This is a genomic window from Mycobacteroides saopaulense (genome assembly GCF_001456355.1).
GTDB lineage: Bacteria > Actinomycetota > Actinomycetes > Mycobacteriales > Mycobacteriaceae > Mycobacterium > Mycobacterium saopaulense.
This window is the reverse complement of record NZ_CP010271.1, coordinates 663,487-690,274: the sequence shown is the minus strand read 5'-3', so window position 1 is coordinate 690,274 and position 26,788 is coordinate 663,487. Positions and strand designations below refer to the sequence as shown.

The window sequence follows — 26,788 nt, the reverse complement described above, 5'->3', positions numbered from 1 at the left end:
GCCCATCACTGCCGTGTTACGGTCCTATCGCTCGATTCAATCAGTCGATAGAAACCTTCTCGGGGAGGACTGTGACCGACCAAGCCGCCGAGTCCCTAAGCGCGCCGTACACGATCGAATTCGGATTCGAACGCACCGTCGGCCCCAAGATCGGCGCCTTCCTCGGCGGCCTGCGTGATGCGCGACTCTTCGGCGTGCGGACCGCCCACGGACAGGTGTTATGCCCGGTCCTTGAATTCGACCCGGTCGACGGCAGTGTCACCGGTGAGCTGGTAGAGCTCGAACCCAAGGGCGTTGTCCTGCAATGGACCTGGGTGCCAGCGCGGCCGACCGACGAACTCCGGACGGGCTTCGCGTGGGCACTGATCCGGATCAAGGGCACGGCCAACTCGATGTTCCACGCCGTCGACGTCGGCGGAAAACCCACGGTGATGTCGACAGGAATGTCGGTCGTCCCACGCTGGCGTCCCGACCGTGTCGGCGCCATCACCGATATCATCTGCTTCGAGCCAGTGAGGGCGCAGTGACCGGATTGCCCGAACCAATCTCCTCCATTGCCAGCCCATTCCGCATGGACTACACCTACGTCGCCGGATCCGGTCGCTCGGCATTCCTGCGCGGGTTGACACAGCGAAGCCTGCTGGCACGACAATGCCCGAGCTGCGAACGTACCTATTGTCCTGCACCACAATTCTGTTCGCGATGCCTGACGCAGTTGGGCAATTCCTTCCCGCTGGCGGGAACGGGCACCGTGGAGACCTTCTGCATCGTCAGCTTCCCCTTTCCGGGACAGGTGTTCACTCCGCCCTACGCGGTGGCACACATCCAGCTGCACGGTGCCGACACCAGGCTCATGCACATGATCGGAGACACCGAGCCGCAGAGCGTCCACATCGGAATGGTCGTCGAGCCCGTCTGGGTGGCCGACGAGGACCTCGGCGCCACGATGCAGAGCATCCGCTACTTTCGCCCGGTATCGAAGGAGCCCGCCCATGCGTGACGTCGCCGTGGTTTCCTTCGCCCAATCACCGTGTACCGCGGCAAATCTGCGAGACGACATGGCCGAGATCCTGCTCCCAGTGGTCCGCGAGGCCCTCGAACAGGTCCAGCTGCGCCGTGAGGACGTCGACTTCTATGCCTCGGGCAGCCACGATTTCTTCGAAGGCCGAACGTTCGCGTACATCGAATCCCTGGACGCCGTGGGCGCCTGGCCGCCGATCTCGGAGTCCCATGTCGAAATGGACGCCGCCTGGGCGTGTTACGAGGCCTGGACATGGCTCCAGTTGGGCCACGGCGATATCGCCCTGGTCTACGGCATCGGTCGCGGTGCGCTACCGGTCGACCTCGACCAGGTCGCCCCGTCCTCACTCGACCCCTACTACCTGACCCCCTTACATCCGCACCGGCATGCACTTGCCGGGCTGCAGGCGGCCGCCGCCATCGAAGCAGGGATCACGACCGAACGTGAGATGGCCGATGTGGTGAACCAGTCACTCACCGATGCGCTGTCGAATCCGTTCGCGCTCAGGGCAGGTGCGCCGGGAGTCGAGGAACTGTTGGACGAGCCGTACATTGCCGCTCCGCTACGCCAACACGATGCTGCGCCGCTAGGTGACGGTGCGGCGGTGTTGATCCTGGCCACCGGTGATGTCGCGCGACGCCTGGCCCGGCGACCCGCGTGGATTCGCGCCATCGATCACCGGATGGACACGCATTACCCCGGCTCGCGTGACCTCGCGGTACCCGAATCAGTGCGCATCGCTGCCGAAAAGGCTTCCACCATGGCGGGTTTCGATGCCTCTCAGGTGGAGGTCGCGGAACTTCACACCGAATACAGCTATGCCGAACCACTGCTCACCAAAACCTTGGGCATCGAGAACGCCTTGGTCAACCCGTCGGGTGGACCATTGGCGGGTGCTCCCGCCACCGCCACCGGCCTGATCCGTATCGGCGAATCGGCACGCACCATCATGCAGGGGCGCGCCACCCGCGCGCTCGCGCACGCTACCAATGGTCCTGCGCTGCAGCATAATTTGGTGTGCCTGATGGAGGCAAGCGCGTGAGCCGCGGCGTCGCCGTGATCGGCGTCGGGCAGAGCAAGCAGGCCAAGAGACGCGAGGTGACCATTGCGGCGCTGGTCCGCGAGGCCGTGGACGGCGCGTTGGCCGACGCCGAGCTGACCTTCGCGGACATCGACGCGATCGTGCTCGCCAAGACCCCCGACCTCTTCGACGGGGTGATGAATCCGGAGCTGTACCTCGCCGACGCAATGGGCGCGCGAGGCTTGCCCGTCACGCGGGTATTCACCGGTGGCAGTGTCGGAGGGCACGCCGCCATCTATGCCGCTCACCTGATTCAGGCGGGGCTTGCCGGACGAGTGCTGGTGGTCGCGTATTCGAAAGAGTCCGAGGGCAATTTCACCTGGGCACTCTCACGGCCGCTCCCATTCAGCGCGCAGTTGGGAGCCGGCGCCGGCGGACATTTCGCACCGGTGATCCGGGAGTACATCCGCCGTTCGGACGCGCCAGAGCACATCGGCTGGCAGGTGGCCGTGAATCACCGTCTCAACGCGACACGAAACCCTTACGCACACATCCACAAACCCGATATCACCGTCGAGGAGGTGCGCAATTCTCCGATGCTGTGGGACCCGATCCGATTCCTGGAGTCGTGTCCGTCATCGGACGGCTCGTGTGCCGTGGTCATTTCTTCGGACGTACACGCACGGCTCGCGCCCAGACCGCCCGCCTGGATTCATGGCACCGGATGGCGCACCGAAACAGGACATTTCGCCGGACGGGACGAGGTGAACCCGCGCGCCGGGCAGGAATGTGCGGCGGCCGCGTATCAAGAGGCGGGCATCACCGATCCCGCCACCCAGGTGGACGTCTCCGAGCTCTATATCCCGTACAGCTGGTATGAGCCCATGTGGATGGAGAACATCGGTCTGGCCGCGGAAAATTCGGGCTGGCGCGCGGTTGACGAGGGACACACCGCGTTCGGGGGCCGACATCCGATCAATCCGTCCGGCGGCGTGCTCTCGGGAAATCCCACCGGCGCCACCGGCCTACTCCGATTCGCCGAGGCCGCCTTGCAGGTGCGCGGGCTGGCGGGTGAACACCAGGTCGATGGCGCCAGGCGCGCGATAGGGCACGCCATGGGCGGTGCCTCGCAGTTCCACGCCCTGTGGGTGGTCGGGAGCGAGAGGCCATGAGCGAAGAGCGAGAACTCCTTGTCGAACGCGACGGCCCGATCGTCGTGTTGACCATGAACCGCCCGCACCGGCGAAATGCGCTGTCCACCAACATGGTGGGGTTGTTCGCCGAAGCCTGGGAGCAGATCGACGCTGATGACGGCATCAGGGCCGCGATCCTTACCGGCGCTGGTTCGGCCTATTGCGTGGGAGGCGATCTGAGCGACGGCTGGATGGTCCGCGACGGCTCGGCGCCGCCGCTCGACCCGGCCGCCATCGGCAGAGGCCTGCTGCTGACCCATAACCTGACCAAACCCCTGATCGCTGCCGTCAATGGCGCATGTTTGGGTGGCGGCTGTGAGATGTTGCAGCAGACCGATATTCGGGTTGCCGACGAGAACGCGACATTCGGACTTCCGGAAGTGCAGCGGGGTCTGGTGCCCGGCGCAGGATCCATGGTCCGGCTCAAGCGCCAGATCCCCTATACCAAGGCCATGGAGATGATTCTGACCGGTGAGCCACTCACCGCCCAGGAGGCATACCATTTCGGGCTGGTGGGTCATGTGGCGCCGGCCGGTACCGCGTTGGACAAGGCGCGCAGTCTCGCCGAGCAAGTGGTGCGCAACGGCCCGCTGGCCGTGCGCAACGCCAAGGAAGCGGTGGTCCGCAGCGGCTGGCTTGCCGAAGAAGACGCCCGCGCGATCGAGGCGCGACTGACTCGCCAGGTGATCACCTCCGCCGATGCGCGCGAGGGGTTGTCCGCATTCCGGGAGAAGCGAGAGGCACGGTTTACCGGACAATGACAGACACCACAGCGGAGACTCCCCACGATTCCACGTACCAGCGGCTACTCACCGCGGCCGAGCGGCTCTTCGCCGAGCGTGGTGTGGATGCGGTATCGCTGCGTGCCATCATGGCGGCGGCCGGCACCAACGTAGCCTCCGTGCACTACCACTTCGGATCCAAGGAGCGCCTCATCGAGGCCCTCCTGGACAGGTACCTGAACCAGCTGGAGAAGCGCCGGTTGGAACTCCTCGATATCGCCGAAAGTGCGGAGACCCTGCGCGCCATCGCCGAGGCGATCGTCACCCCGTTGGCCGAGATCGGCCAAGAGGGCGGAACCGCATGGCTTTCGACGCTCGGCAAGCTCCTCATCAGTGGACATCCCGCACTGATCCCGATGAGCGTGAGTTTCCAGCCCCAAGCGGCGCGACTCCAAGAACTCATCCTGCGGCTACGCCCGCACGCACCGTTGCCGTCGATCCGATTCGGTGTCACCCATGCGGTAACGCTGACCTGTGTGGTGCTCGGCGATATCGCACACACCAATCGGCTGATGTCCTTGAGCGGAACCTACCTGGACGATGCACAGATGAACGCGCAGCTCGTTGACATGGTGACCGCCATCTTGGCCGGACCCCCCGACGAGGGCTAGGTACGTCCCTCCCGGAACGCGTCGAACGAGCGCCGCAGTTCCCCTGTGGCGGTGCACATCACCTGAGTCCTGTTCTCCATATCGAGCGCATGACGCAGGCTCGGGGCGTCAATCGTCTGCCACATGGTCTCCTTGGTCATCCAGACCGCCAAGGGTGAGTGCGCGGCGATTTCTCCGGCTTTCGCGAGCGCCACCGCAAGAAGACTCTCCGCGGGGACCACATCGACGACCAAACCGATCCGTTGCGCCTCCAGAGCACCGAACACGCGGCCGGTCAGCATCAGTTCGGCAGCCCGGGCCGCGCCGACCAAACGAGGCAGGTGGTAGCTGGTGCCCATATCGCAGTTGGACACTCCATGACGAATGAATACGGCGCCGAAAGATGCTTCTGGGCAGGCGAATCGGATATCGCACGCGAGCGCCAGGGCGAAGCCGCCGCCGACCGCGTGCCCGTTCACGGCCGCGATGACCGGCTGGCGCATCCGATGAATCCGCTCGAACAGGGACGCCATCAGTTCTTGCGCCGCCAGCGTGCGCACCAGCTCGGAGTCGGTTGACCCCAATAGCGCAGCCGTGGAGGTGGCGCCGGTATCGGTGAAATCGGCCGGCAGCGACTTGAGATCGGCTCCGGCACAAAAGGACGCGCCGACTGCCGTCAGAACCACCACGCGTACCTCGGGATCGCCCTCGATTTTCTCGATCACCGAGTGCAGCTCGGCCACGGTCTGCGGGTCCAACGCGTTACGGCGCTCCGGGCGATCGATGGTGATCACCAGGATGCCGTTGTCTCGGTGCTCGGTGCGGATCATCGGGCCACCAACCCGCCATCGGCGATGATGGTCTGACCCGTGATGTAGCTACCCGCGTCAGAGGTGAGAAGCAGTGCGGTGCCCACCATTTCGTCGGGCAGTCCGAGTCTCTTGAGGTGATTGGCATTGGCCATGCGCTCCACTTCGGCAGGCGGGGTCTTGCGCACCATGTCGGTATCGATCGCGCCGGGTGCGAGTGCGTTGACACGCACACCCCGTGAGGCGAGTTCGGCGGCGGCCGAACGGGTATACGAGACGAGGGCGGCCTTGGCCGCCGAGTACATCGACACCCCCTGACCAAACATGAACGCGCCCACCGATACGACGTTCAGCACTGCGGCGTGTTGGCTGGCCACCAGATGCGGCAGCGCCGCCTGCACCAGGAACACCGGCCCGCGCAAGTTCACACCGAACGACTTATCCCACCCGTCGACGGTGAAAGCGCCGACCGGCTCGGTGAGGGCATTGGCGGCGTTGTTCACCACGACGTCGATGCCCCCATACTCCTCGACGGTGGCCTGCACCAATTGCTCCAGAGACTCGATGTCGCCGGTGTGCGTCGGCACACCCAATGCTCGTCCCCCCAGGGTGCGCAGGTGCTCGACCGTCTCCGCGCACGCCTCCGGTTTTCGGCTTGCCACAACGACATTGGCACCCGCACAGGCATACCCTTCGGCAATCGCGCGTCCGATTCCCCGGGTGCCTCCGGTGACGATGGCGGTGCGTCCGGTGAGGTCGAACAGGCCGGAGAAGGTTTCTCGATTCATCGTTCTCATTCCTTAATCGGTGCCGTTGCGGTCCACAAAACTTGCAGCGCGCACCACGCCAAGAATCTGTTCGACGAGCGCATCGTCGGCGGTGCCGCGCAGCACGCCGTGGTACACGGCCATCCCTACGATGGTGTCGAAGAGTGCGTCGGCCCCCGGTTGATCGGCACACACCCCGGCATCGACGGCCTCGGCGTGAACGGCCCGGAATGCCTCGCGCAGTGGGGTTTCGGTGCGTTCCACCAGCCCCGCATACTGGCTCGGTTCGCGGTAGTACTCGACCAGCAGTCCCGGCATCGCCGCGCGGGTGGCCGGATCCGCGAAGTATTCGACCACCGCACGCACCACAACGGGCAGATAGTCCCGGAATTCGGCATGTTCGGTCAACGCCGCCGGCCACGGACGGTCGGCGATGGCGCTTTGCACCATGGCGGCCTGGGTGGGCCACCGGCGGTAGATCGTGGGTGCGCCGATTCCGGCCGTGCGCGCCACCGCGGGAATGGTGGTGCCCTGATAGCCGTCACTGGCCAGCATTCGGCGCACCGTCTCGCGCACCGCGTCATCCTTGTCGGGATCGCGAGGACGTCCGCCCTGATGTCTATCCACTGCCCCGCCGTCCCACTAGTTTCGATATTTGAAATAACGATACTCGTGGCACGCGCCAGGGGGAAGCCCTATCGATAGGTGGCGAGAACCTGCTTGCGCAACCCGTCGGTGGCGGTTTCCATGGCGCCCTTGATGGCCCGCTTGAGCACGAATCCGGGCAGCGGGATCAGCGGGTCGACCGTCAGCTCGAACTTCACATGTGTTTTGTCGCCTTTGGGCGTGAAGGTGTATTTACCGTCCTGACGGCGCTGCTGACTGGCCTTCACCAGGGTCCAGCTGACCGAATCGGCGCCCCAGGTGTACGCGACGGTTTGTTCGTCGGTGATGCCCGCCGTCTTCACCTTCATCTTGACCTCGTGCGGTCGCCCGTCGTCGCCCGTGGTCAGCACCGTCGAACTCTGATGCGCCGAAGACCATTTCGGTAGCACCTCGAAGTCGGCGATCACGTCCATGATCTGCTCGGGAGTCGCTTCGATGACGATTTCCCGGGTATCGCTAGTGGCCATGGATCTGACCCTAGCGACCCCACGAGCGCTAGACCGTGAATCCCCCGTCGATGTTGATCGCGGTGCCCGTGATGTACCACGCCTCGTCGGAGGCCAGGTAGCTCACCAAGCTGGCCACATCGCGCGGCTGACCATAGCGTCCCACCGCGATGTTGGGGCTCAGGATCTGCGCCAGTTCCCCGTCCGCCGGGTTCATGTCGGTGTCCACGGGGCCCGGCTGAACGTTGTTGATGGTGATACCCCGGGGGCCGAGCTCGCGGGCCAAGCCGCGAGTCAGACCGGCGACCGCGGCCTTCGACATCGAGTACAGGGACGCGTTGGGGGTGGGCGAATGATCGCCATTGATGCTGCCGATGGTGATGATTCTGCCGCCCTCGGCCAGATGCGGAGAGGCCGCCTTGATGGCCGCGAAGACACCCCGCACGTTTACCGCGACAATCTCGTCGAAGTCGTCCAGGGTTGCGGTGTCTATGTCACCAAAGGATGCAATGCCGGCGTTGTTGACCAGGATATCCAGTCCCCCAAGGTGTTCGGTCGCTTCATTGACAGCGGCCGTGAGCTGGGCCGGGTCGGATACATCGGCCTTGATGGCCAGCGACCAGCCGCCGTCCTCCTTGACGTCGGCCACCACGTCCGCGGCCGGTTGCGGTGAGCTTGAGAAGGTGAAGACGACACGCGCACCATCCTCGGCAAGCCTGCGCACTATGGCCGCGCCGATTCCGCGCGATCCGCCGGTGACAAATGCGCGACGGCCCTTCAGTGGTGGAGTCATGGTGGTCCTTCCGTAGGTACGCAGGGGTCAAGTGAACTGCGCTCTCAAACATTCCCCGTCACGCCAAACCGCCACGTCATACGCTTCTCACCGGCATACTCGCTGTGTGTCGTCACCTGACATTCATCCCAATCTCCGCTTGGCGGCCAAGGTATTTCCACGACAGGTCGGTCTGCCGCGAACCCTCTCCACGCTGCGACGACTGATCCGCGCCTCCGGGCTGTTTCCCCGGTTCGGCGTGCGAACCATGGAAGTGAACGACCACGTGACCGTCCGCGCACACGTGCCCAAGACCATCCAGGAACCGTCTCCCGCCCTGCTATGGATCCACGGCGGCGGCTACGTGATGGGTACCGCACGCCAAGACGACTTCTTCTGCCGCAAGGTGATGCGTGAGACCGGGCTGCCGGTCATCTCGGTCGACTATCGACTGGCGCCCGAGCACCCGTACCCCGCTCCGCTGGAGGACTGCTACGCCGCGCTGCGCTGGCTGTCGGTACAGGGGTGGATCGACCCGACGCGCATCGCCATCGGCGGTGCCAGCGCCGGCGGCGGGCTGACCGCAGCACTGGCGCTTCTTGCACGCGATCGCGGCGAGGTGACTCCCGCCTCGCAGCTACTGGTCTATCCGATGCTCGATGACCGCACCAGTGCCCGCACCGACGTCGACGGGACCAATCTGCGTATGTGGAGCACCGAAAGCAATCGATTCGGCTGGGACTCCTATCTCGACGAGGCAGACCGCGATGTCGCCGTGCCGGGCCGCCGTGCTGACCTGGCGGGTGTGGCACCGGCATGGTTGGGCATCGGGACAGCGGACCTGTTCCACGACGAGGACCTCGTGTACGCCGAACGTCTGCGGGCCGCCGGAGTGCCCTGCGAGGTGGAGGTGGTGACCGGCGCCTTCCACGGATTCGACAGATTCGCACCGTGGGCCCGGGTATCGAAGGATTTCGTGGCCAAGGCCTGCCGCAGCCTGCAGGCTGCCCTGACCTGACGGGGCTTGTCGATAAACACCTTCTCGCGCAGACAGTTTCAGGATCGTGCGCACTGGGTGATGACAATGCACGTGAGCACCGCCGCTGCCGTCAACGGAACCGCCGGGCTGAACCGCCCGCCCAGCAGCAGGCAGCTTGCGCGGGCCACACCGATAAGACCTCCCCGGTACCCGCCGCGCCGTGTCCCCGCCGACGTCTCCGACCGGATCCGACGTCTAGCTGCGGTGATTCCACAGGCCTGACGCGCCAAGTCACCGAATAAGGCTGCCCGACAACAGCTCCCATTGCCGACGCTTTAGCCCCGTGGCGCGGCGGCGCATGCGCCAACTCCTACGGGGTACCGGCATACCCCGCGCACCCTACCCGCTAATGTAAATGAATATCGTTATCGTTGTCATTAGTTCTGTGGAGGGTGTGGCATGGCTATGCCGGTGTGGATGGCGTCGCCACCCGAGGTGCATTCAGCGTTGATCAGCGGCGGTCCGGGTCCGGGCCCACTACTGGCGGCCGCTGCCGCATGGTCTTCGTTGGGCGCGCACTACACCGAGACCGCCGACGAGCTGCGGGCCATTCTGGCTGCCACTCATGCCGGGGCCTGGCACGGTCCAAGCGCGGAAATGTATGTGGCTGCACATGTTCCGTATCTGGAGTGGCTGAACCAAGGCGCCATCGAGAGCCATGCCCGGGCGGCCCAGCTTGGTGCCGCTGCCGGCGCCTACAGCACCGCGCTGGCGACGATGCCCACTCTTGCCGAACTAGCCGCCAATCACGCCACGCATGCGGCGCTGGTGGCAACAAACTTCTTCGGAATCAACATGATTCCCATCGTGGCCACCGAGGCCGACTATGTCCGCATGTGGGTGCAGGCCGCAACCACGATGGCCGCCTACCAAACCGCCTCCGATGTCGCGGTGGCCTCCACCCCACCGTCCACACCGCCGCCATCGATCCTGCACGACCATGACCATGACCATGACCATGACCATGAGCACGGTCATGACGACGACCACGGTCACGGAGACCTGGACCCCACCGACCCGGAGTGGTGGGTACACGTGGCCGGCGAGATGGTCGAGCATTTCGAGCTGCTGTTGAACAATCTGCTCACCGATCCGGCCGCGCTGCTGACCAACCTTCCCCTGGTGCTGGCCGACGTGGCCTTTCACGCGGCCCAATTGGCTTCGACAATCGGCCAATTCGCCCCGGCCCTGATCCAGCCCGCGCTGGCGGTGGCGATCGCCAACCTGGGCTGGGCGGCCGGGTTCGCGGGTCTTGCCGGCATCCAACCTTCTCCCGAACCTCTTGCCGCAGAACCTCATCGCGTTGAGGAACCGCCGGCGGCAGTGGCCGCCGGCACCGCCCCGGCGAGCGCTCCATCACCGTCTGCAGGGGCACCGGCGCCCTCGGGCGCGTCGGCATCGACCGCCACCAGCGCTGCGCCGTCGCCCTCCACTGCGCCGCCACCACCCGGCGACCCCGGCTTCTCGTTCCCCTACGCCGTCGGCGGCGGACCACGCCTCGGCGCCGCGACCGCTTTGGCGAGCCAGGCCCGCACGGAGCGAGCGCGTCGGCACGAGCGTCCACACGAGAGCAGTCCGCCACCGCCACAACGGCGGCAGCACGACAGGCGCGGCGTCGTCGCGATCGAAGCAAGCAGGAGGGGCGCGCCGTCGAATACATGGACATGGACGCCGCTCCCACACCGGGTTCTCAGGCCAGCACTGGCGTGAGGGCCTCGGGCCGCGGAGCAGGACCCATCGGATTCACCGGTACCGCGTCCAGAACAGGCCTGGCGGCAACGGGATTGGCCACATTGAGCCGCGATGACGACTTCGGCGAGGGCGCTCGGGCGCCGATGATTCCCAACACCTGGGACCCGGACGGTGCCGACGAAGACTAGCGGCGCCGGGCACCTAGCAAGTGACCGAGACCAGAGCGACCTTGTGGTCGATCACCGACACAGTTGTCGGAGCATTCCGCACGTCCCTGGCCGGCTGCGCAGAGTAGACCGGAGACTGTTCCTCCACGGAGGCCACGCACCTACTCAAATCTGCCGCAGCGCCGCTCTTGGAGACGATCACCCGGTAACCCTTGGCCTTCAGGTCATTGATAACGGCACTCGCGTCACCGACCCCCGTAGGACCCGCATGGGCAAGTCCCGGGAAGCCCACGACGCCGATCATGCCGACGGCCGCAGTAGCAAGCAGGCCAGTCCACCAGTACGCCCCGCGCGACACTGAACGGGACCGGGCTCGAAGGGCGAACTTAACCATAACTAGATACTATACTAGTTAAGTATTAATTAACAATGCCGCAGTGCGCGCGGTGAGATCAATCGAGCATCGGGGGCCGTTTGGCTGATTGGTCCACAGAAAATGAGCCGGACCGAGAAGAAACCACAGAATGACCTGCGAATATTGTGGTGGCCAGGGCCGGGATCGAACCGGCGACCTTCCGCTTTTCAGGCGGACGCTCGTACCAACTGAGCTACCTGGCCGGACGGCAGACCCACTACTTACTGCCTCGCCGTACTGGCGACCCTGACGGGACTCGAACCCGCGACCTCCGCCGTGACAGGGCGGCGCGCTAACCAACTGCGCCACAGGGCCTTACTCTGCTCCCAGTATGACTGGTTGCGTACCCCCAACGGGATTCGAACCCGTGCTACCGCCGTGAAAGGGCGGCGTCCTAGGCCACTAGACGATGGGGGCCCATTCCGAATCTCTCCGGGGTACCCACAACGCTTGTCGCGTTGGGAGCTCGCCCAGCTTAGGGCACAACCCGCCCAGAACCCAAACCGGATAACCACGGTGCTCGCGCGGTGACCCAACCAGTATCCTGTCTCTCCGCGCCCCTATAGCTCAGTTGGTAGAGCTACGGACTTTTAATCCGCAGGTCCCAGGTTCGAGCCCTGGTGGGGGCACCAGATCGTCCTTGCAATCAGCGGGAGCAGGAGCCTTATCAGTCGGGCGCCCGCCTCCTACCGTTCGGCCAATGACTTCCACGGCCGAGGGCACCACCGAGACCGCACCGCCCCCATCCCGCCCCGTGACCTTCCGGCAGGCGTTCTTCGTCGCTGTCACGGCAGGCCTGGGGTACGGCTTCGACTCTTACGCGGTGAACATCTACGGGCTGGTGCTGCCCGAGATCAAGAAGACGCTGCACATCACCGAGGCACAGGCCGGGTACATCGGCTCGATCTTTCTGCTGGGCTACACCCTCGGCACCGTCGGATTCGGACTGGCGGCAGACCGCTGGGGCCGCAAAACGACGCTCGGGGCCTCGATCCTGCTGTACGGCATCACGACCGCCCTGGCCGGTCTCACCACCAATGTCGCCGCGTTCACCGGGTTGCGCTTCCTCACGGGGGTCGGCGGTGCGGGTGAGCTCGCGGTCGGCGCGCCCTACACCGCGGAGGTGTGGCCGGCCAAGACCCGCGCCATAGGTGTTGGTGGCGTGATCTTTTCACTCTTCTCGCTGGGATACGTCCTGGCCGCCGGTGTCGCGTTAGTGCTTGTTCCACACTTCGGTTGGCAGGCGGCATTCATCGTCGCGATTGTCCCCGCGGTCGTGCTTTTCCTTGCCCGGCAAGGCATCAAGGAATCCCACCGCTACACGCAGACCAAAGCCAAGGTCGAACGGGGCGCCACCAAGCCCAGGCTGTGGCATGTTCCCGGCGTGCGGCGAAGGCTCGTTGTCGGCTGGCTGGTCTACACCGCCAATGCGGTCGGTTACTGGGGTATGACGCTCTTCCTGACCACCTACATCGTCAAGAAGTTCCATGCGACATCGATCGACGCGATCCGATACGCCTTGATCTTCTTCCTATTGCAGGCGGTGTTCGTCTTCATCGGCACCGCACTGGCCGATTGGATCGGACGGCGCCCCTCGGCCATCCTCGGCGCTGTCATCGAAATCGCTTCCACTGCACTGGGTGCGACCTCAGACACTCTTCCGCAGTACCTGGTGTTCGGCGCCATCTCCATCGCCACGCTCGGCTGGTTGTGGGGCGTCGGCGATACGTACGTCGCCGAACTCTTTCCCACCGTGTTACGTGGCACCGGCTTCGGCGTCGCGGTCGGCGGCGGTCGTGTCGTCTCCATCGCGGCGCCGGCACTGGTGGGCTGGGCCATCACGCATTACGGAATCCAGACGCCCTATCTGGCGCTCAGCGGCCTGTGGGTCCTGACGATCGTCGGATATCTGCTCGGACCCGAAACCAAGGGCAAGGAGCTGGAAGACCTTGCCGACGAAGCCTTTACCGAAGACTTGAGCGTTCGCACCCATGCCGATGGGGGCACCGCCAACACCTGACGACGCCCCCATCCGCGGCGCGTTTCAGCCGGCGACATCCTCAGCGGCCTCGGCGATGAGATCGACGACGGCGACGGGCTGAGACGCCAGCGAGGCATGGCTGGCATCCAACTCGATGGTCTTGCGGGGATTGATCCGCTGCGCCATCCGGCGTTCGTTGTCGGGATGGATCATCCGGTCCTGCGTGGATACCTGGTACCAGGACGGCTTTACCTTCCATGCAGGTGCGGTGATCGCATCGCCGAATGTCGAAGCCAGCGGTGCTTTTTGCGTGACGGCCATGACGAGCGCCGCGTCCTCGGACAGATCCTGGGCGAAGCTCTCTCGGAACTTGCCCTGCTTGATCCACAGATAGCCGTCGCTGTCCGGAGTCAGATTGGCCGCCGCGGCGGGCGGCAGCTGTTCGGTCAGCTGGCCGGGGCTCTCCCCCGCATCGGGGGCGAACGCCGCCACGTACACCAAGCCGGCCACGTTCGGGAGGTCACCCGCTTCGGTGATCACCGCACCGCCGTACGAGTGCCCGACCAGAAGCACCGGCCCGTCGATCTGCTGAACCATCTGCCGCGTGCGCGCCGCATCATCGGCCAATGACGTCAGTGGGTTCTCCACCGCGTGCAGGTCTTCGTAGCCGCGCTTGTGCAGTTCCACGATCACGTTTCCCCAATGCGCGGCGCCACCCCAGAAGCCGTGGACCAGGACAATAGCCGGTTTGCTGGACATATCTGCCTCTCATTCGATGTCGGACGACCACAACCCCGTCGTGCCCGCAGCCGGCGGCACCATTGACTTCGTGGGTCCACACCAACATATTTGGATAATGAGGCAAGTGGCATGACCAGAGATCCGCGATACTTTGCCGATCATCCAGAATCTCTCAGTGGCTTCTCAGGATCGCCGGACATTGACGCCTTCTCCGGCATCTTGTCCGCCATCCGGTTGCGCGGCGACGCCGTGAGGCGTTGCTCTTCCGAATCGCCGTTCGATATCGCCGTACCCGAGAGCGACCGCGTACTGCACATCGCCGAAACCCCCGGGCTCCGTGTGCATATCGACGGCGAGCTGGTGTGTGCCCTGGATGCCGGGGACATGGTGCTGCTGGCCCGGGGCACGGCTCACCGCCTCTCCGGAGGAGAGCCGCCCGGCGAGGACGAGCCCCTCGGTGCCATCGCCTGGATCAGTGGGAGGTTCACGGCAGAAAGGGCGGCAGCGGACCCACTGCTGTCGGTGTTGCCGCCCGCCATCGTCGTTCGCGCCGCTCGACCGGGCCATGAATGGCTACCGTTGTCGCTTCAGCTCATCCTGACAGAGGTCGTCACACCCAGCCCGGGCTCGTGGGTGATGATCTCCCGGATCCTGGACTTGCTGTTCATCCACGCACTTCGCGAGTGGTCGACATCCGATCGCAACGAACCCGGCTGGCTTACCGCCGCCATGGACCCGCGCCTTGCTCCCGTGCTGACTGCGATACACAACGACCTGGCGCACCCGTGGTCGATCGCGGAGCTCGCCAAGCACGCCCGGCAATCGCGCTCGGCATTCACCCAGAGATTCACCGAGCTGTTGGGTCAACCACCGGCCGGTTACATCACCGAACGACGACTGGACCGCGCGGCACAGCTGTTGCGTTCGAGCACCGATGCGGTGAGTCAGATCGGCCGGTCCGTCGGATACACCTCCGATGCCGCATTCAGCCGCGCATTCCAACGCCGATTCGGCGAGCCCCCGCTGCGCTGGCGCATGCACCACCGGCCCAGCTGACGTGAGGTCAGCTGCCTTTGCGGCTCAGCATGATTCCGGCTATCACGATCGCGCCGCCCAGCGGTTCGTGCCAGCCGATGCGCTCGCCCAGAAGTAGCGCACCCAGTAGGACACCGATCACCGGAGTCAGGTAGGTCACCGAGGAGGCCGCGGTGGCGCCCCAGCCGTTGATGATGCGGGTGTTCCAGACATACGCCAGCCCAGTCCCCAGGACCCCGAGTGCCAGCATGCTGAGCACCACCGCTGGCGTCGCAACCATCCGGTGATGGTCGGCCACGGCCACCACAACGGTCATCAGCACCGCACCTGTGCCCACCTGAATTCCGGCCACCGTCAGCGCGGGTAGACCCAGCGGCGTGAGGTACTTGCGCATGTAGACGAAACCGATTCCATAACTCAGAGTTGCCCCCAGACAGGCGAACTGCGCGAGCACCGGCCCGCCATGACCGATCAGCTGCCACGGGGCCAGCACCACGCACACGCCCAGGAACCCCAACGCCAAACCGAGCAGCTGCATGCGTCCCGGGCGCTCGGCGCGCAAAGCCGCGAGAGTCACGAGGGTGGTCATCAGCGGGGTTGCCGCGTTGTAGATACTCGCCAGCCCGGAATCGATGGTCTGCTCGGCCCACGGATACAGCACAAACGGAATGACACACAACGTCAGCGAGACGACGGTGATATGTCCCCACACCCTGAGTTCGCGCGGCAGCCGAACCCTCAGCAGCACAACCAGAGACAGGAGAGTCAGGGCACCGAAATCCAGGCGCGCTGCCGCGACCTGCAGCGCCGACAATCCTTGCAGCCCGACCTTGATGAACAAGAAGCTCGCACCCCACACCAGGGCAAGAGCTGCGAATTGCAGAGGAAGCCAGCTCCTACGGGTCTGGGCGGCGGTCGCGGTGTCCACCCACCGATTGCACAGGACGAGCGACCGCGGACGCTAGCGGTTTTCCGCCATCTAGACGCCGGTGCTGGATCCGGGACGCACGATCATCAACACGGTGACCGCGGCCCACAGCAGATTAAAGATCCCGGTGAACATCGCCAGGCGCGCGAACACCCGCACGTCAAGCGATTCTCCATCACCCAACTGTGCCAAGACACGCTGTTGGCGGGGCAGCATCACAAACGCCAGTACCGCCGCGGCCGCGCCCGTGAGCACCAGCGATGCGATCAGCCAGGGGCTGCCGAGCACCCCCATGAGGTCGGCCAGCGGCAGACCGAACATCGGAATGGCGATCCCCACCACCGCATACACCCGGCAGACCCGATGCAGTGTGCGCAGGCTGTCCAACTCGGCGCTGCCCCCGGACGAGGCCGACGCCCGACGCGCGAACGCCGGAAACATGCTGGCCGCCACGGCTATTGGTCCCACCGCGAGAATCACCGCCAGGACGTGGATCGAGAGCAATACCTTGGTCACGCGCAGACCGTATCGGTCCCCGGCGCTATGCCGAAAGGCTGCTGCCGGCCACATTTCGACGACTTTTGGCCGTATCGGACCGCAATCTTGGGAGTATGTGCCGATGGGCCGTCGGGTACTGATGTACTTCACCGTGTTCGGGATCGCGATGTGGTTCTTCGGAAACCTCTACGAGGCCATCGTGATCGGCCCGAACATCGCCGGCGACAGCAAGGAACAGCTCAAGGCGTTCCAGCAGTTCACCGAGGTGACCAACCCGGTGTACTACTACATCCCACTCACGCAGATCGCCGCCATCACACTGATCGTCTGGTTTGTGCACACCCCACGCAAAGCTCCCGAAAAGCTCTCGCTGTTCCTGGCATGTGTCGCCGAGATCGCGGCCGTTGTCCTGTCCGTCTATGTCATCGTCAAGCTCAATACGACGCTCTTCTTCGGCTCCCTCGGCGAAACCCCCAGTGAGCTGCATCGCCTCGCACTGCAGTGGAACATGCTCAACCTCGTCCGCGTGGCACTGACCGCCATTGCCCTTGTCTATGCGATGCGAGCTCTGCGCCTCATCTGGCAGTCCCCCGGTCGACAGCCGGCCATCACCGTGTGAGACTGCCCCCTGTTCCGGACGGCTCGATGAGGAGACCAACATGCCCAAGACCATCGTGATCACCGGCGCCAACGCCGGAATCGGCCTGGCCACCGCGCAGCGGCTGGCCGCGGACGGGCACACCATCGTGATGGCCTGCCGCAATCAGCAGAAGGCCGAGGCGGCGCGCGATGAGATCCTTGCCGCCACTCCGGGCGCCCAGGTCGACATCCAGTCGCTGGATCTGTCCTCCTTCGAACACATCCGCCGTTTCGCCGGCGAGCTGTCCGCGCAGCACCCCCAGATCGATGTGTTGATCAACAATGCAGGCGGTTCCCCGATGCGTCAGTCGAAGACCGCGGACGGCTTCGAGCTGCAGTGGGGCGCGAACTATCTGGGTCCCTTTCTGCTGACGCACCTGCTGCTTCCGCAGTTGCAGGCAGCACCGGACGGTGACGCCCGCATCATCCACCTGGCCTCCGTCGCTCACAGCGTAGGCAGGATCAACGAAAACACTTGGCGAGGGAGGCGTTTCTATTTCACCTTCTCGGCGTATGCGCAGTCGAAAATGGGAAACCTCATGTTCAGCAATGCGCTGGCCCGCCGCCTGCCCGATGGGGTCACCTCGAACGCACTGCACCCGGGCAATGTCAGATCCGAGATCTGGCGTGAGATACCGCAGCCGGTCCGGTCGCTGGTGATGCTGGCCCTGATCACCCCGGAGCGGCCCAGCCAGCTGATCACCGACATGGCAGTGTCGCAGGAGCATCGCGGGCGCAACGGGGACTATCTCGCCGCCCAAACCCCAAGCCCGGTACGCCGCTACACCAGAAACCAAGCGGCACAAGACGACCTGTACGCCAAGAGCTGCGCGCTCGTCGGCGTCGAGCCCCTGCCGGTGCGCCGCTGAATCCTCACGCCATCGCGTGAATTCCGTTGTACAGCACCATCACACCGATCACGATGAGAATGGCCGCCATCAGCGCGGCGTTGTTCTTCTCCATCCAGTGCTTGAGCCGGCTCATCGTGTCATCGAGGCGGTGGCCTGCGGCCGCATAGGCCAATATCGGCACCGCGACCGTTGACGCGGCGACTGCGACGAAGAACGCCGCGGCTGTCCAGCGATCCGCCAGGTCCAGTCCGCTGGCTCCGATCGCCAATCCCGCCGGAACACAAATGAACAGGACATCGGGCCGCACCACCACCAACGCCGCCGCCGTTATCGCGGCCCGTGGCGGGGTGATGGTGGAGAACGAGCGCATCCAGCCCGGGGAGTCGGTGTGATGGTGGCGCGTCAGCCATCGGTAGATACCGAAGAGGATCAGCACCGACCCGAGGACAACCCGCACCCAGGAGGCCCAGTTCGGCACCGACCGATGCAGCCCGCCGAGTAGGCCGGTGGCAGCGACGCACAGTGCCATCAGGGCGGCCAGGCCCAACAACCAGCCCGCGAGAAACGCAAGACCGCTGGGCCGCGGCCGCGGCGCCTGCAAAACCAGCACCGCCGGAATGACGGTGATCGGCGAGAGCGCGATAACCAATCCGAGCGGAATGAGCCCGGTGAGGACAGAACCCCAACTTCCTGCCATGAGCAGCAATCTTCGCACCATGTGAGGCCTTGTCACCGGCGAAAGACAAACTGCGGCTAGGTCACTTTGGGGCTGTAATGATGAGGACTGTCGCGCAGCTCCGCCAGCGGCAGGTAGCGCGCGGACGTTTGCGGCAGCGGCGCGTCGACGGGTACCCGCCCGGTCGCCCGGTCCCATCCCGCGCGCGCACGCGGATGCTTTCGCCACCGGAACGGCACCAGCCCGAAGATCGCGCGATTCGCTCGTCCCAGCCATTCCAGACGCCGCTCATCGCGGTGGGTCCAGGTATATCCCAAGCGTTTTCGCACTGGCTCATCGAACATTCCGACCATCACCCATTCGGAGAACCGCGTGAAGACGGGAAGCGACAACCGCCACATCCAGTTCGGCATCATCGGCAGGAACGGCGGCTTGGGCAGCTGGGCGAAATCCAGCAGATCCCGGGTGGCCTTGTTGTCCTCCAACACATCTGCGCACATGTGGTCCCAGTACTCCTGGAACTCCTCCCAGGTCCTGGGCACGGGCCGCATGCTCATGCCGTACATCCGATACCAGACGATGTGTTCGTCGAACAGCTGCCGTTTCTGCGCTTCGGTAAGACCCGCACCGAAGCGCTCCACCGACAACAACAACGACTTGAAGAACGTCGCGTGCGCCCAGTAGAAGACATCGGGATCAAGGGCACTGTAACGGCGCCCTTGGCTGTCAACTCCTTTGATGCCGACGTGATAGCCACGCACCTCAGCACCGGTCATCGGTGCGCGCTCCCCATCGAAGACCACCCCGGTGATCGGATAGAGCGAGCGCAGCAGCCGCTCCCACCTTTCACGCAGAAAAGTGGAGTGATCCTCAACCGCGGCGCCAAGTTTCGGATGCATGTTCTGCATCGCGGTGGCATAGGAACCCATCAGCATCCCGGACCAGTCCGCCGTCAGTTTCCAGGTCAACGACTCTGGCCCGAGCGGCGTGACCACCGACCGATCCGAACCATGGGTGACGGGACATCCCGCCGTCAGAGAATCGCCCTCGCCATCGGCCATGACTCACTCCGTTGTAGCCATTTGTCAAAACTGAATTGAGATTCAGTTATAGGCCAACACTAGGAGCAGTGATGTGGTGACGTCAAGCACCACAAGTAACTCGGTTCAGGAAACCTTGGGGTTGTAGTGGTTCGGGCTCCCCCAGGTGTCCGACGGCGGCAGGTTGCGGTCCGGTGTCTGCGGCAGCGGCGCATCCGCCGGGATCCGCCCGGTGGCGCGATCCCATCCCGCCCGGGCCCTCGGGTGGCGGCGCTTACGTTCCGGCACGAACTTGAAGAGCAGATTGACGCCCTGGCCAAACTTGCGGTGCAGCCATTCGTCGCGGGCAGACCACCCGTACCCGTAGCGCTCCCGGACGGCCGGGTGATAGAGCCCGACGGTCAGCCACACGAACATCGGTGCCACCAAGCGGCGCTGGAACCGCCACAGGCGCTCGGGAATCCACGGGGCGAACGGCGGTACGGCAAGGGTGGTCAGGTCCAGCACATCGCGCGCAGCCTTCTGATCCTCTAAGACGTTGGTGCACATGTGGTCCCAGTACTCCTGGAATTCCTCCCAGGTCTTGGGCACGGGCCTCATGCTCATGCCGTACATCTGATACCAGACGATGTGCTCATCGAACAGCTGCCGCTTTTCAGCCTCCCCGATGCCTCCGCTCAGCCAGTCCGCCACGACGATCGTGCCCATGAAGAAGGTGGCATGGGCCCAATAGAAGACGTCGGGATTGAGTGCGCTGTAGCGGCGCCCCCGGTCGTCGACTCCCTTGATACCGATGTGATAGTCACGCACCTCGGCGCCGGTCATCGGAGCCCGGTCGCCGTCGAATACGACACCACCGATCGGGTACAGCGAGCGCAAGAGGCGCTGCCAGCGTTCACGGAAAAACAGCGAGTGCTGCTCGACGGCAGCCCCTAGTTGCGGATGCATGTTCTGCATGGATCCGGCGTACGGACCTTGCAAGACCCCACGCCAGTCGCCGAAGTACTTCCACGTCAGCGACTCCGGGCCCAACGGCACGGGTGTCGCCGGACCGGTTCCGTGGCTCACCGGGCAGCCTGTCGCGAAGGCACCGGATTCCTTCCCGACGAGCTCGGACATATCGTTGACCATTCGGAACGCTCCGTTGCAGTTCGACGTATAGTGACAATCAGCGTTGTCAATTTGACTTCAGATTAGGAGGCCCGTGGCGAACGGTCAAGCGCAGCGACGTAGCTGGGCAGGTGTCTCGCCGGCCGAGCGTGCCGACGAGCGACGCCGCGAACTCATGGCCGCGGGCGTGCGACTGCTCGGGCTCAGCCCCCGACCGGCCGTGACCGTGCGGGCCGTCTGCCGATCGGCGAGCATGACGGAGCGGTATTTCTACGAGAACTTCTCCGACCGCGACACCTTTGTCCGGGCCGTCTACGACCATGTGGGCTTCCGTGCGATCGAGGCGCTCAGTGGCGCACGATCGGCGCACGAGGGCGTCGACGCTTTTGTCCGTCTCATGGTCGACGAACCCACCATGGGACGGGTTCTTTTGATAGCGCCGACATTTGAGCCGACACTCTCGGAGTCCGGGTATGACTGGCTGCCGCGATTTGTGGCGCTGCTCCAAGGAAAGCTCAGCACCAACCTCGCCGACGAGGTGCAGCAGCAGTTGGTGGCCACCAGTTTGGTGGGCGCGTTGACGAGCCTTTTCAGGGCATACCTGAACGAGGAGCTAAACGTGGACCGACAGCGGTTCGTGGATTACTGCGTACAAATACTGCTGCAGGGCGCTACGCCGGCTGCGTCGACGGTTACGTCGACGCAGACTTCGCCTTCTCCTCGGCAGCCTTCTTAGCCGCCGCGACCTCCGACTTGTAGCAACGCAGGGTCACATGGACCATCTTGCCGCGGTCATCCTGGCCCTTCTTGACGGTGAACGCTTCCTGGTGTGAGACAAGGCAGTTGTCCAGCGAGACCTGATCGCCCGAGCGTCCCGCCACGACCACCGAGTAGCCCTCGCCCTTGAGGGTCGAGGAAGCATCGCTGTAGAACTGCCCGGTGGTATCGGTGGGACCGTCTGCATGAGCCAGGCCGGCCATCGCCAAAGAGAAACCCGCGCCCGCAACCGCGACAATGGTCGCGTTGACTACCGACTTCACTGGATACACCTCCACCTTAGGTTGCCAGCAAGCATACTGCGGGTACAGCAGCCTCGCAGCTTGAGCGAGAAATGCGTTGGTCCGCACGTCAGCAGGCACGCGGACGGGTATATGAGCATCGTGATCCGTCCACTTGTGTGCAACCGCCGTTTACAGATATATTGACTGCAACTTCCAGATACAGATAACTCTGTCGAACCCTAGGATCGCTTGATGCCGCAGAAGGAATTCACCGACCTTGAGCTTTTGCATGAGCTTGAGCCTGTTGTCGAGGAGAATGTCCATCGCCACCTGGGGGTGACCAAGGACTGGAATCCGCACGATTATGTGCCGTGGTCGGAGGGTAAGAACTACAAGGCTTTGGGTGGTCAGGATTGGGATCCGGAGCAGTCCAAGCTTTCCGAGGTCGCCAAGGTGGCGATGATCACCAATTTGTTGACCGAGGACAATCTGCCGTCGTATCACCGTGAGATCGCGATGAATTTCACGATGGACGGGCCGTGGGGCACGTGGGTGAATCGGTGGACCGCTGAGGAGAACCGGCACGGGATCGCTATTCGTGACTATCTGGTGGTGACCCGTTCGGTGGATCCGGTCGAGTTGGAGAAGTTGCGCGTGGAGCAGATGACCCGTGGCTTCTCTCCGGGCCAGAACCGCCAAGGCGGCGACGAGCTCTTCGCCGAGAAGCTGTTCGACTCCGTCGTCTACGTGACGTTCCAGGAGTTGGCGACTCGTGTGTCGCACCGCAACACCGGTAAGGCGTGCGATGAGCCCATCGCCGACGAGCTGCTCAAGCGCATCTCGACCGACGAGAACCTGCACATGATCTTCTACCGCAACATGGTCGAGGCCGGTCTCAAGATCGCCCCCAACCAGGCCATGAAGTCGATCTTCCGAGTGCTCGACAACTTCAAGATGCCCGGTTACACGATTCCCGGGTTCCGCCGCAACGCGGTCACCATCGCCACCGGCGGGGTGTACGACCCGCAGTCGCATCTCGATGAGGTGGTACTGCCGGTGCTGCGCAAGTGGCGCATCTTCGATCGCGACGACATCAACGGCGAGGGCGAAGAGTACCGCGAGGGCGTCGAGCGCATCATCGGCGACCTGAAGAAGACCGCCTCCGACTTCGAGGAAGTCAAGGCCAAATACCTGGAACGCCAAGCCAAGCGCGCAGAGCGCAACGCGGCCAAGGCCGCCAAGGAAACGGTCAGCGTCTGACGGTGACCACAACGCTTAACCCAGAGACCCGGTCCGAGCTGAGGATCGGGTCTCTGGCATTGCCGAGCCCAGTGGTGCTGGCGCCGATGGCGGGCGTCACCAACGTGGCCTTCCGGACGCTATGCCGGGAGTTGGAGCTTGCCACCACAGGAACCGTCAGCGGGCTGTACGTCTGCGAGATGGTGACCGCGCGGGCGCTCGCCGAACGCCATCCCACGACGCTGCACATGACGACCTTCTCCCCCGAAGAGTCGCCGCGGTCCTTGCAGCTGTATTCGGTCGATCCGGAGACGACCTACCGGGCCGCCAAGTTGGTGGTCGACGAGAACCTGGCCGACCACATCGACATGAACTTCGGTTGCCCGGTACCCAAGGTCACCCGAAACGGTGGCGGCGCCGCCCTTCCCTACAAGCGGCGACTGTTCGGGCAGATCGTCTCGGCGGCCGTGCGTGCCACCGAGGGCACCGACATACCGGTGACGGTCAAGTTCCGGGTCGGTATCGACGACGATCACCACACCCACCTCGATGCCGGATCGATCGCCGAGGCGGAAGGTGCCGCGGCGGTCGCGCTGCACGCCCGCACCGCCTCCCAGCGCTACTCGGGCAGCGCCGACTGGAGCCAGATCGCCGCGCTCAAGAACCACGTGAAGACCATTCCCGTCCTCGGTAACGGCGACATCTTCGATGCCACCGACGCTGTCGCGATGATGGAACAGACCGGCTGCGACGGCGTCGTGATCGGCCGCGGATGCCTGGGCCGCCCATGGCTCTTCGCTGAACTGAGTGCTGTTTTCAACGGTCAGACGATTCCCACACCGCCACATCTCGGACGGGTAACGGACATCATGCGACGGCACGCGGAGTTGCTCGTCGATCATTTTGGCGAGGACAAGGCGTTGCGCGACATGCGCAAGCACATCGCCTGGTATCTGCATGGCTTCCCCGCCGGCGGAGACCTCCGGCGCGCACTCGCACTCGTCAGCACCCGCGCCGAGCTGGACACCCTGCTCAATGAGCTGGATCCGACGGCACCCTTCCCCGAGGGTGGAAACGGACCGCGAGGGCGCCAGGGGTCACCCGCGAAGGTGTCGCTGCCGGAAGGCTGGCTCAACGACCCCGACGATTGCACGGTTCCCTCAGCCGCCGACGTCATGCACTCTGGTGGATGACGTGGGGTCACATCTAGGTCACTGGGCATGGTGATCTGCGGCAATGCTCAGTAGCATGTGACGACGACCGTGCCCCGGGCACGGCGCTATGTGCTGCCGGTGTGCCGTGTACTTGCAACTGTCCAGACGTTTTAAGCGAGGTTGAACATGGGTGATGGCCCTGACGCCACTCCTGCCCAACCGCGCGCGTATGGCTCGGCCCCTTGGGAGCGCGCCACCGAACCGGTTGGCAGTCATCCTGACATCGACGTGGCGCCGGAACCATCCAACACACCGTGGACACCACCGCCGGCTCTGAATCACTCGCTGCCCGATCCCACCGACGACGAGTGGACCCGGCGACTGGAGACCGAGCAGTCCCAGCGCGAGATGCAGCGCGCGGTATCCGAGGTGCCGCCCGCCCGGCCCACGCCGAGGCCGCCCGCGCGACCGGCCAAGCCCGCTCCCAACGGATCGGCCCCGGCCCGGGCTCCGAAACCACCCGTGGCGGCTGCGCCGTCCGCCCACGAGACGGGCTCGCACTCACTGTCCGTCGCCGATCTGCTGGCCCGTGAGGGCGCCAGCGGCGGTCGGCGCTCGCGCCGGCATGCCCGCCCTCAAGAACCTGAGGACTACGCCGAGGAGCCTGCTCCAGCGTCGTTCGTCGACGAAAGCCACACCGACGTCCTTCCGCAGGTGCGGGAAAGCGCACCCGCTCTCGATCACCGCTCCGACGAATCGGCCGACGAGTCCGCGGACTTCGTGGACTACCCCGACGACGCCCCGCTGTACGACAAGGCCGCCGCACGGCGCGTCCGGGCATCGAACCTGGACGACGACATCGACACCCGCGCTATCCCGGTGCGCGTCGGCAATCCGGACGCCGTTGTCGCCGGACCGGAACCCAAGCGCTCACGCCGACCCATCTACGTCGGTCGCTCCATCGCCGCCGTCATCGCGGTGTGCTCCCTGGCGCTGACCGGCGGTGCGTGGCAGTGGAGCAACGTCAAGAACAACCGTCTCAATCGCGTCGAGGCACTCGATCCCAACTCCCGTGACATCCGAGATCCCAACGCACAGTACGGAGATGAGAACTTCCTCATCATCGGTGTCGACACCCGGGCGGGTGCCAACAGCGCGATGGGCGCCGGCGACACCTCCGATGCGGAGGGCACCCGCTCGGACACGATGATGCTGGTCAACATTCCGGCCAACCGCAAGCGGGTCGCGGTCGTGTCCTTCCCGCGCGACCTCGCGATTCAGCCGACGCTCTGCGAGGTCTGGAACGAGGACACCCGGTCCTATGGACCCGACAAGGCCTACACCGAAACCAAACTCAACTCGGCCTTCGCCTTCGGCGGACCCAAGTGCCTGGTCAAGGTCATCCAGAAGATGTCGGGGTTGAACATCAACCGCTTCCTCGGCGTCGACTTCGCCGGATTCTCCAAGATGGTCGACGCACTCGGTGGGGTCGAGGTGTGCACACCCACGCCGATCGAGGACTACGAACTGGGCACCGTGCTGGAGAACGCTGGGCGCCAAACGATTGACGGCCATACCGCCCTGCAGTACGTGCGCGCCCGCCAGGTCACCACCGAGTACAACGGGGACTACGGCCGCATCAAGCGGCAGCAGCTGTTCCTGTCCTCTTTGTTGCGCTCGATGATCTCACACAACACCTTCTTCTCGTTGAGCAAGCTCAACAACGTGGTGAACACCTTCATCGACGACTCCTACGTCGACAACATCCGCACGAAAGACCTTGTGGATCTTGGCCAATCGCTTCAGGACGTGAAGGCCGGCCGTATCACCTTCCTGACGGTTCCCACCGACGGCACCGACTCCGAAGGCAACGAGACGCCGCGCACCACGGACATCCGAAAGATCTTCGATGCCATCATCAATGACGATCCCCTGCCCGGTGAGCTGCAGCCGGACGGCACCCGCGTACCGATGCCCGGCACCACCACTCAGGACACCACGCTTGCGTCCAGCGAGCACGGCGCCGCCACCGAACTCGGCGAAACATCCACGGCCACACCGACTCCTGTCGCCACACCGAGCGAGCAGGTTGACCTGGTAACCACCGAGCCCAGCGAGATCAACGTGCACGTGTCCAACAGCACCGGCCAAACGGGCCTGGCGGCATCGGCTGCCAGTCAGCTGTCCCAGTACGGATTCGGCATCACCACCACCGACGACTACCCGTCCGCGCTGCCCAGCACCACGGTCTTCTTCTCCCCGGGACACGAGCAGCAAGCCGCGACCGTTGCCGCCTCATTCGGCGGCGCCAAACTGCAGCGGATCAACGGGGCGCAAACCACCGTGCGCGTGGTCCTCGGCAGCGACTACGCCTCCACCACCGCTCCCCCCGCCGCGGGTTCGACCGTGCCACTGCAGCTGTCCTCGGGCGCGATGGCTCCCGCCGAGCTGCCGATGGACCTGACGGTCGTCAACGCCGGCGACGCTAGCTGCGGATAGTCCGTCTATTTAGACG

General features: G+C 64.6%; 28 protein-coding genes, 4 tRNA genes and 2 pseudogenes. 17 read left to right on the top strand and 17 right to left on the bottom strand.

The window, feature by feature from the left end:
* Positions 1 to 71 precede the first annotated feature (71 nt).
* Genes MYCSP_RS03525 through MYCSP_RS03500 form a run of 6 tightly spaced genes read left to right on the top strand, consistent with a single transcriptional unit; the run spans position 72 to position 4,628 of the window.
* Positions 72 to 527 (top strand): PhlB family protein, encoded by a 456-nt coding sequence (locus MYCSP_RS03525; protein ID WP_083019242.1) that lies wholly within the window; start codon positions 72 to 74, stop codon positions 525 to 527.
* Positions 524 to 1,000 carry a Zn-ribbon domain-containing OB-fold protein gene (locus MYCSP_RS03520; protein WP_070913089.1) on the top strand — a complete coding sequence of 159 codons (477 nt, stop codon included), beginning with the start codon at positions 524 to 526 and terminating at the stop codon, positions 998 to 1,000. Before MYCSP_RS03525 ends, MYCSP_RS03520 begins: the two co-directional genes overlap by 4 nt.
* Complete coding sequence (locus tag MYCSP_RS03515) at positions 993 to 2,063, top strand: thiolase domain-containing protein (protein ID WP_070913090.1); 1,071 nt, start codon at positions 993 to 995, stop codon at positions 2,061 to 2,063. Before MYCSP_RS03520 ends, MYCSP_RS03515 begins: the two co-directional genes overlap by 8 nt.
* On the top strand, positions 2,060 to 3,214 hold the full coding sequence (locus MYCSP_RS03510) for a thiolase domain-containing protein (RefSeq protein ID WP_070913091.1): 1,155 nt from the start codon (positions 2,060 to 2,062) through the stop codon (positions 3,212 to 3,214). Before MYCSP_RS03515 ends, MYCSP_RS03510 begins: the two co-directional genes overlap by 4 nt.
* Positions 3,211 to 3,996: an enoyl-CoA hydratase-related protein gene (locus tag MYCSP_RS03505; RefSeq protein ID WP_088413186.1), complete on the top strand. Its 786-nt coding sequence runs from the start codon at positions 3,211 to 3,213 to the stop codon at positions 3,994 to 3,996. Before MYCSP_RS03510 ends, MYCSP_RS03505 begins: the two co-directional genes overlap by 4 nt.
* On the top strand, positions 3,993 to 4,628 hold the full coding sequence (locus tag MYCSP_RS03500; RefSeq protein ID WP_083019238.1) for a TetR/AcrR family transcriptional regulator: 636 nt from the start codon (positions 3,993 to 3,995) through the stop codon (positions 4,626 to 4,628). Before MYCSP_RS03505 ends, MYCSP_RS03500 begins: the two co-directional genes overlap by 4 nt.
* Here MYCSP_RS03500 and MYCSP_RS03495 read toward each other — a convergent pair.
* The 5 genes from MYCSP_RS03495 to MYCSP_RS03475 all read right to left on the bottom strand — a co-directional run bounded on the left by MYCSP_RS03495 (position 4,625) and on the right by MYCSP_RS03475 (position 8,088).
* On the bottom strand, positions 4,625 to 5,437 hold the full coding sequence (locus tag MYCSP_RS03495) for an enoyl-CoA hydratase/isomerase family protein (RefSeq protein WP_088413185.1): 813 nt from the start codon (positions 5,435 to 5,437) through the stop codon (positions 4,625 to 4,627). The two genes, MYCSP_RS03500 and MYCSP_RS03495, sit on opposite strands and share 4 nt — an antisense overlap.
* Positions 5,434 to 6,204, bottom strand: a complete 771-nt coding sequence (locus tag MYCSP_RS03490; protein WP_070913095.1) for an SDR family NAD(P)-dependent oxidoreductase — start codon at positions 6,202 to 6,204, stop codon at positions 5,434 to 5,436. Before MYCSP_RS03490 ends, MYCSP_RS03495 begins: the two co-directional genes overlap by 4 nt.
* A gap of 12 nt (positions 6,205 to 6,216) precedes the next feature.
* Positions 6,217 to 6,810 (bottom strand): TetR/AcrR family transcriptional regulator, encoded by a 594-nt coding sequence (locus MYCSP_RS03485; protein WP_088413184.1) that lies wholly within the window; start codon positions 6,808 to 6,810, stop codon positions 6,217 to 6,219.
* Between the two features lie 68 nt (positions 6,811 to 6,878).
* Positions 6,879 to 7,316: an SRPBCC family protein gene (locus MYCSP_RS03480; RefSeq protein ID WP_070913097.1), complete on the bottom strand. Its 438-nt coding sequence runs from the start codon at positions 7,314 to 7,316 to the stop codon at positions 6,879 to 6,881.
* A gap of 28 nt (positions 7,317 to 7,344) precedes the next feature.
* Positions 7,345 to 8,088 (bottom strand): 3-oxoacyl-ACP reductase family protein, encoded by a 744-nt coding sequence (locus MYCSP_RS03475; RefSeq protein WP_088413183.1) that lies wholly within the window; start codon positions 8,086 to 8,088, stop codon positions 7,345 to 7,347.
* 106 nt (positions 8,089 to 8,194) lie between these two features.
* On the opposite strand from MYCSP_RS03475, the gene MYCSP_RS03470 reads away from it, so the two are divergent.
* Positions 8,195 to 9,085 carry an alpha/beta hydrolase gene (locus MYCSP_RS03470; RefSeq protein ID WP_083019231.1) on the top strand — a complete coding sequence of 297 codons (891 nt, stop codon included), beginning with the start codon at positions 8,195 to 8,197 and terminating at the stop codon, positions 9,083 to 9,085.
* Positions 9,086 to 9,123: 38 nt separating this feature from the next.
* Here the strand turns inward: MYCSP_RS03470 and MYCSP_RS23685 are convergent.
* A pseudogene (locus MYCSP_RS23685) lies at positions 9,124 to 9,255 on the bottom strand (EamA family transporter); the annotation flags it as partial.
* Between the two features lie 250 nt (positions 9,256 to 9,505).
* Between MYCSP_RS23685 and MYCSP_RS03460 the strand changes: the two are divergent.
* Positions 9,506 to 10,986: pseudogene (locus tag MYCSP_RS03460) on the top strand (PPE domain-containing protein).
* 13 nt (positions 10,987 to 10,999) lie between these two features.
* Here MYCSP_RS03460 and MYCSP_RS03455 read toward each other — a convergent pair.
* The 4 genes from MYCSP_RS03455 to MYCSP_RS03440 all read right to left on the bottom strand — a co-directional run bounded on the left by MYCSP_RS03455 (position 11,000) and on the right by MYCSP_RS03440 (position 11,797).
* Complete coding sequence (locus tag MYCSP_RS03455; RefSeq protein WP_234809238.1) at positions 11,000 to 11,359, bottom strand: hypothetical protein; 360 nt, start codon at positions 11,357 to 11,359, stop codon at positions 11,000 to 11,002.
* A gap of 147 nt (positions 11,360 to 11,506) precedes the next feature.
* Positions 11,507 to 11,583: transfer RNA gene (locus MYCSP_RS03450), tRNA-Phe, on the bottom strand.
* Positions 11,584 to 11,618: 35 nt separating this feature from the next.
* Positions 11,619 to 11,695: transfer RNA gene (locus tag MYCSP_RS03445), tRNA-Asp, on the bottom strand.
* 29 nt (positions 11,696 to 11,724) lie between these two features.
* A tRNA-Glu gene (locus MYCSP_RS03440) sits at positions 11,725 to 11,797 on the bottom strand.
* 139 nt (positions 11,798 to 11,936) lie between these two features.
* Here MYCSP_RS03440 and MYCSP_RS03435 point away from each other — a divergent pair.
* Positions 11,937 to 12,012: transfer RNA gene (locus MYCSP_RS03435), tRNA-Lys, on the top strand.
* Between the two features lie 68 nt (positions 12,013 to 12,080).
* Positions 12,081 to 13,400: an MFS transporter gene (locus MYCSP_RS03430; protein ID WP_083020039.1), complete on the top strand. Its 1,320-nt coding sequence runs from the start codon at positions 12,081 to 12,083 to the stop codon at positions 13,398 to 13,400.
* 24 nt (positions 13,401 to 13,424) lie between these two features.
* Here the strand turns inward: MYCSP_RS03430 and MYCSP_RS03425 are convergent, their stop codons facing one another.
* Positions 13,425 to 14,120 (bottom strand): alpha/beta hydrolase, encoded by a 696-nt coding sequence (locus MYCSP_RS03425; protein ID WP_088413181.1) that lies wholly within the window; start codon positions 14,118 to 14,120, stop codon positions 13,425 to 13,427.
* A 111-nt stretch (positions 14,121 to 14,231) separates the two neighbouring features.
* Between MYCSP_RS03425 and MYCSP_RS03420 the strand changes: the two genes are divergently transcribed.
* On the top strand, positions 14,232 to 15,158 hold the full coding sequence (locus MYCSP_RS03420) for a cupin domain-containing protein (protein ID WP_088413180.1): 927 nt from the start codon (positions 14,232 to 14,234) through the stop codon (positions 15,156 to 15,158).
* Between the two features lie 7 nt (positions 15,159 to 15,165).
* On the opposite strand, the gene MYCSP_RS03415 is transcribed toward MYCSP_RS03420, so the two are convergent.
* Both MYCSP_RS03415 and MYCSP_RS03410 read right to left on the bottom strand, forming a co-directional pair.
* Positions 15,166 to 16,065, bottom strand: coding sequence for a DMT family transporter (locus MYCSP_RS03415; protein WP_088413179.1), 900 nt, complete (start codon positions 16,063 to 16,065; stop codon positions 15,166 to 15,168).
* Positions 16,066 to 16,116: 51 nt separating this feature from the next.
* Entirely contained in the window at positions 16,117 to 16,581 is a 465-nt protein-coding gene (locus tag MYCSP_RS03410; protein ID WP_088413178.1) for a DUF2269 family protein, read from the bottom strand.
* Between the two features lie 103 nt (positions 16,582 to 16,684).
* On the opposite strand from MYCSP_RS03410, the gene MYCSP_RS03405 reads away from it, so the two are divergent.
* Together MYCSP_RS03405 and MYCSP_RS03400 are read left to right on the top strand one after the other, a co-directional pair.
* On the top strand, positions 16,685 to 17,182 hold the full coding sequence (locus tag MYCSP_RS03405; RefSeq protein WP_070913105.1) for an anthrone oxygenase family protein: 498 nt from the start codon (positions 16,685 to 16,687) through the stop codon (positions 17,180 to 17,182).
* A 40-nt stretch (positions 17,183 to 17,222) separates the two neighbouring features.
* Positions 17,223 to 18,071: an SDR family NAD(P)-dependent oxidoreductase gene (locus tag MYCSP_RS03400; protein ID WP_070913106.1), complete on the top strand. Its 849-nt coding sequence runs from the start codon at positions 17,223 to 17,225 to the stop codon at positions 18,069 to 18,071.
* 4 nt (positions 18,072 to 18,075) lie between these two features.
* Here MYCSP_RS03400 and MYCSP_RS03395 read toward each other — a convergent pair whose 3' ends face one another.
* The 3 genes from MYCSP_RS03395 to MYCSP_RS03385 form a co-directional block, all read right to left on the bottom strand.
* On the bottom strand, positions 18,076 to 18,750 hold the full coding sequence (locus tag MYCSP_RS03395) for a GAP family protein (protein WP_088415419.1): 675 nt from the start codon (positions 18,748 to 18,750) through the stop codon (positions 18,076 to 18,078).
* Between the two features lie 56 nt (positions 18,751 to 18,806).
* A complete protein-coding gene (locus MYCSP_RS03390) occupies positions 18,807 to 19,790 on the bottom strand; it encodes an oxygenase MpaB family protein (protein ID WP_083020051.1) in 984 nt (327 codons plus the stop codon).
* 105 nt (positions 19,791 to 19,895) lie between these two features.
* On the bottom strand, positions 19,896 to 20,900 hold the full coding sequence (locus MYCSP_RS03385) for an oxygenase MpaB family protein (RefSeq protein WP_088413177.1): 1,005 nt from the start codon (positions 20,898 to 20,900) through the stop codon (positions 19,896 to 19,898).
* 73 nt (positions 20,901 to 20,973) lie between these two features.
* Between MYCSP_RS03385 and MYCSP_RS03380 the strand changes: the two genes are divergently transcribed.
* Positions 20,974 to 21,615 carry a TetR/AcrR family transcriptional regulator gene (locus MYCSP_RS03380; protein ID WP_088413176.1) on the top strand — a complete coding sequence of 214 codons (642 nt, stop codon included), beginning with the start codon at positions 20,974 to 20,976 and terminating at the stop codon, positions 21,613 to 21,615.
* Here the strand turns inward: MYCSP_RS03380 and MYCSP_RS03375 are convergent.
* Entirely contained in the window at positions 21,572 to 21,919 is a 348-nt protein-coding gene (locus tag MYCSP_RS03375; protein ID WP_070913233.1) for a hypothetical protein, read from the bottom strand. The genes MYCSP_RS03380 and MYCSP_RS03375 overlap by 44 nt on opposite strands.
* A gap of 213 nt (positions 21,920 to 22,132) precedes the next feature.
* Between MYCSP_RS03375 and MYCSP_RS03370 the strand changes: the two genes are divergently transcribed.
* From MYCSP_RS03370 to MYCSP_RS03360, 3 genes are all read left to right on the top strand, one after another.
* Entirely contained in the window at positions 22,133 to 23,140 is a 1,008-nt protein-coding gene (locus MYCSP_RS03370; protein WP_070913109.1) for an acyl-ACP desaturase, read from the top strand.
* Between the two features lie 38 nt (positions 23,141 to 23,178).
* Complete coding sequence (gene dusB, locus MYCSP_RS03365; RefSeq protein ID WP_407661685.1) at positions 23,179 to 24,312, top strand: tRNA dihydrouridine synthase DusB; 1,134 nt, start codon at positions 23,179 to 23,181, stop codon at positions 24,310 to 24,312.
* A gap of 147 nt (positions 24,313 to 24,459) precedes the next feature.
* Positions 24,460 to 26,772: an LCP family protein gene (locus tag MYCSP_RS03360; RefSeq protein WP_088413175.1), complete on the top strand. Its 2,313-nt coding sequence runs from the start codon at positions 24,460 to 24,462 to the stop codon at positions 26,770 to 26,772.
* The last annotated feature ends 16 nt before the right edge of the window (positions 26,773 to 26,788 follow it).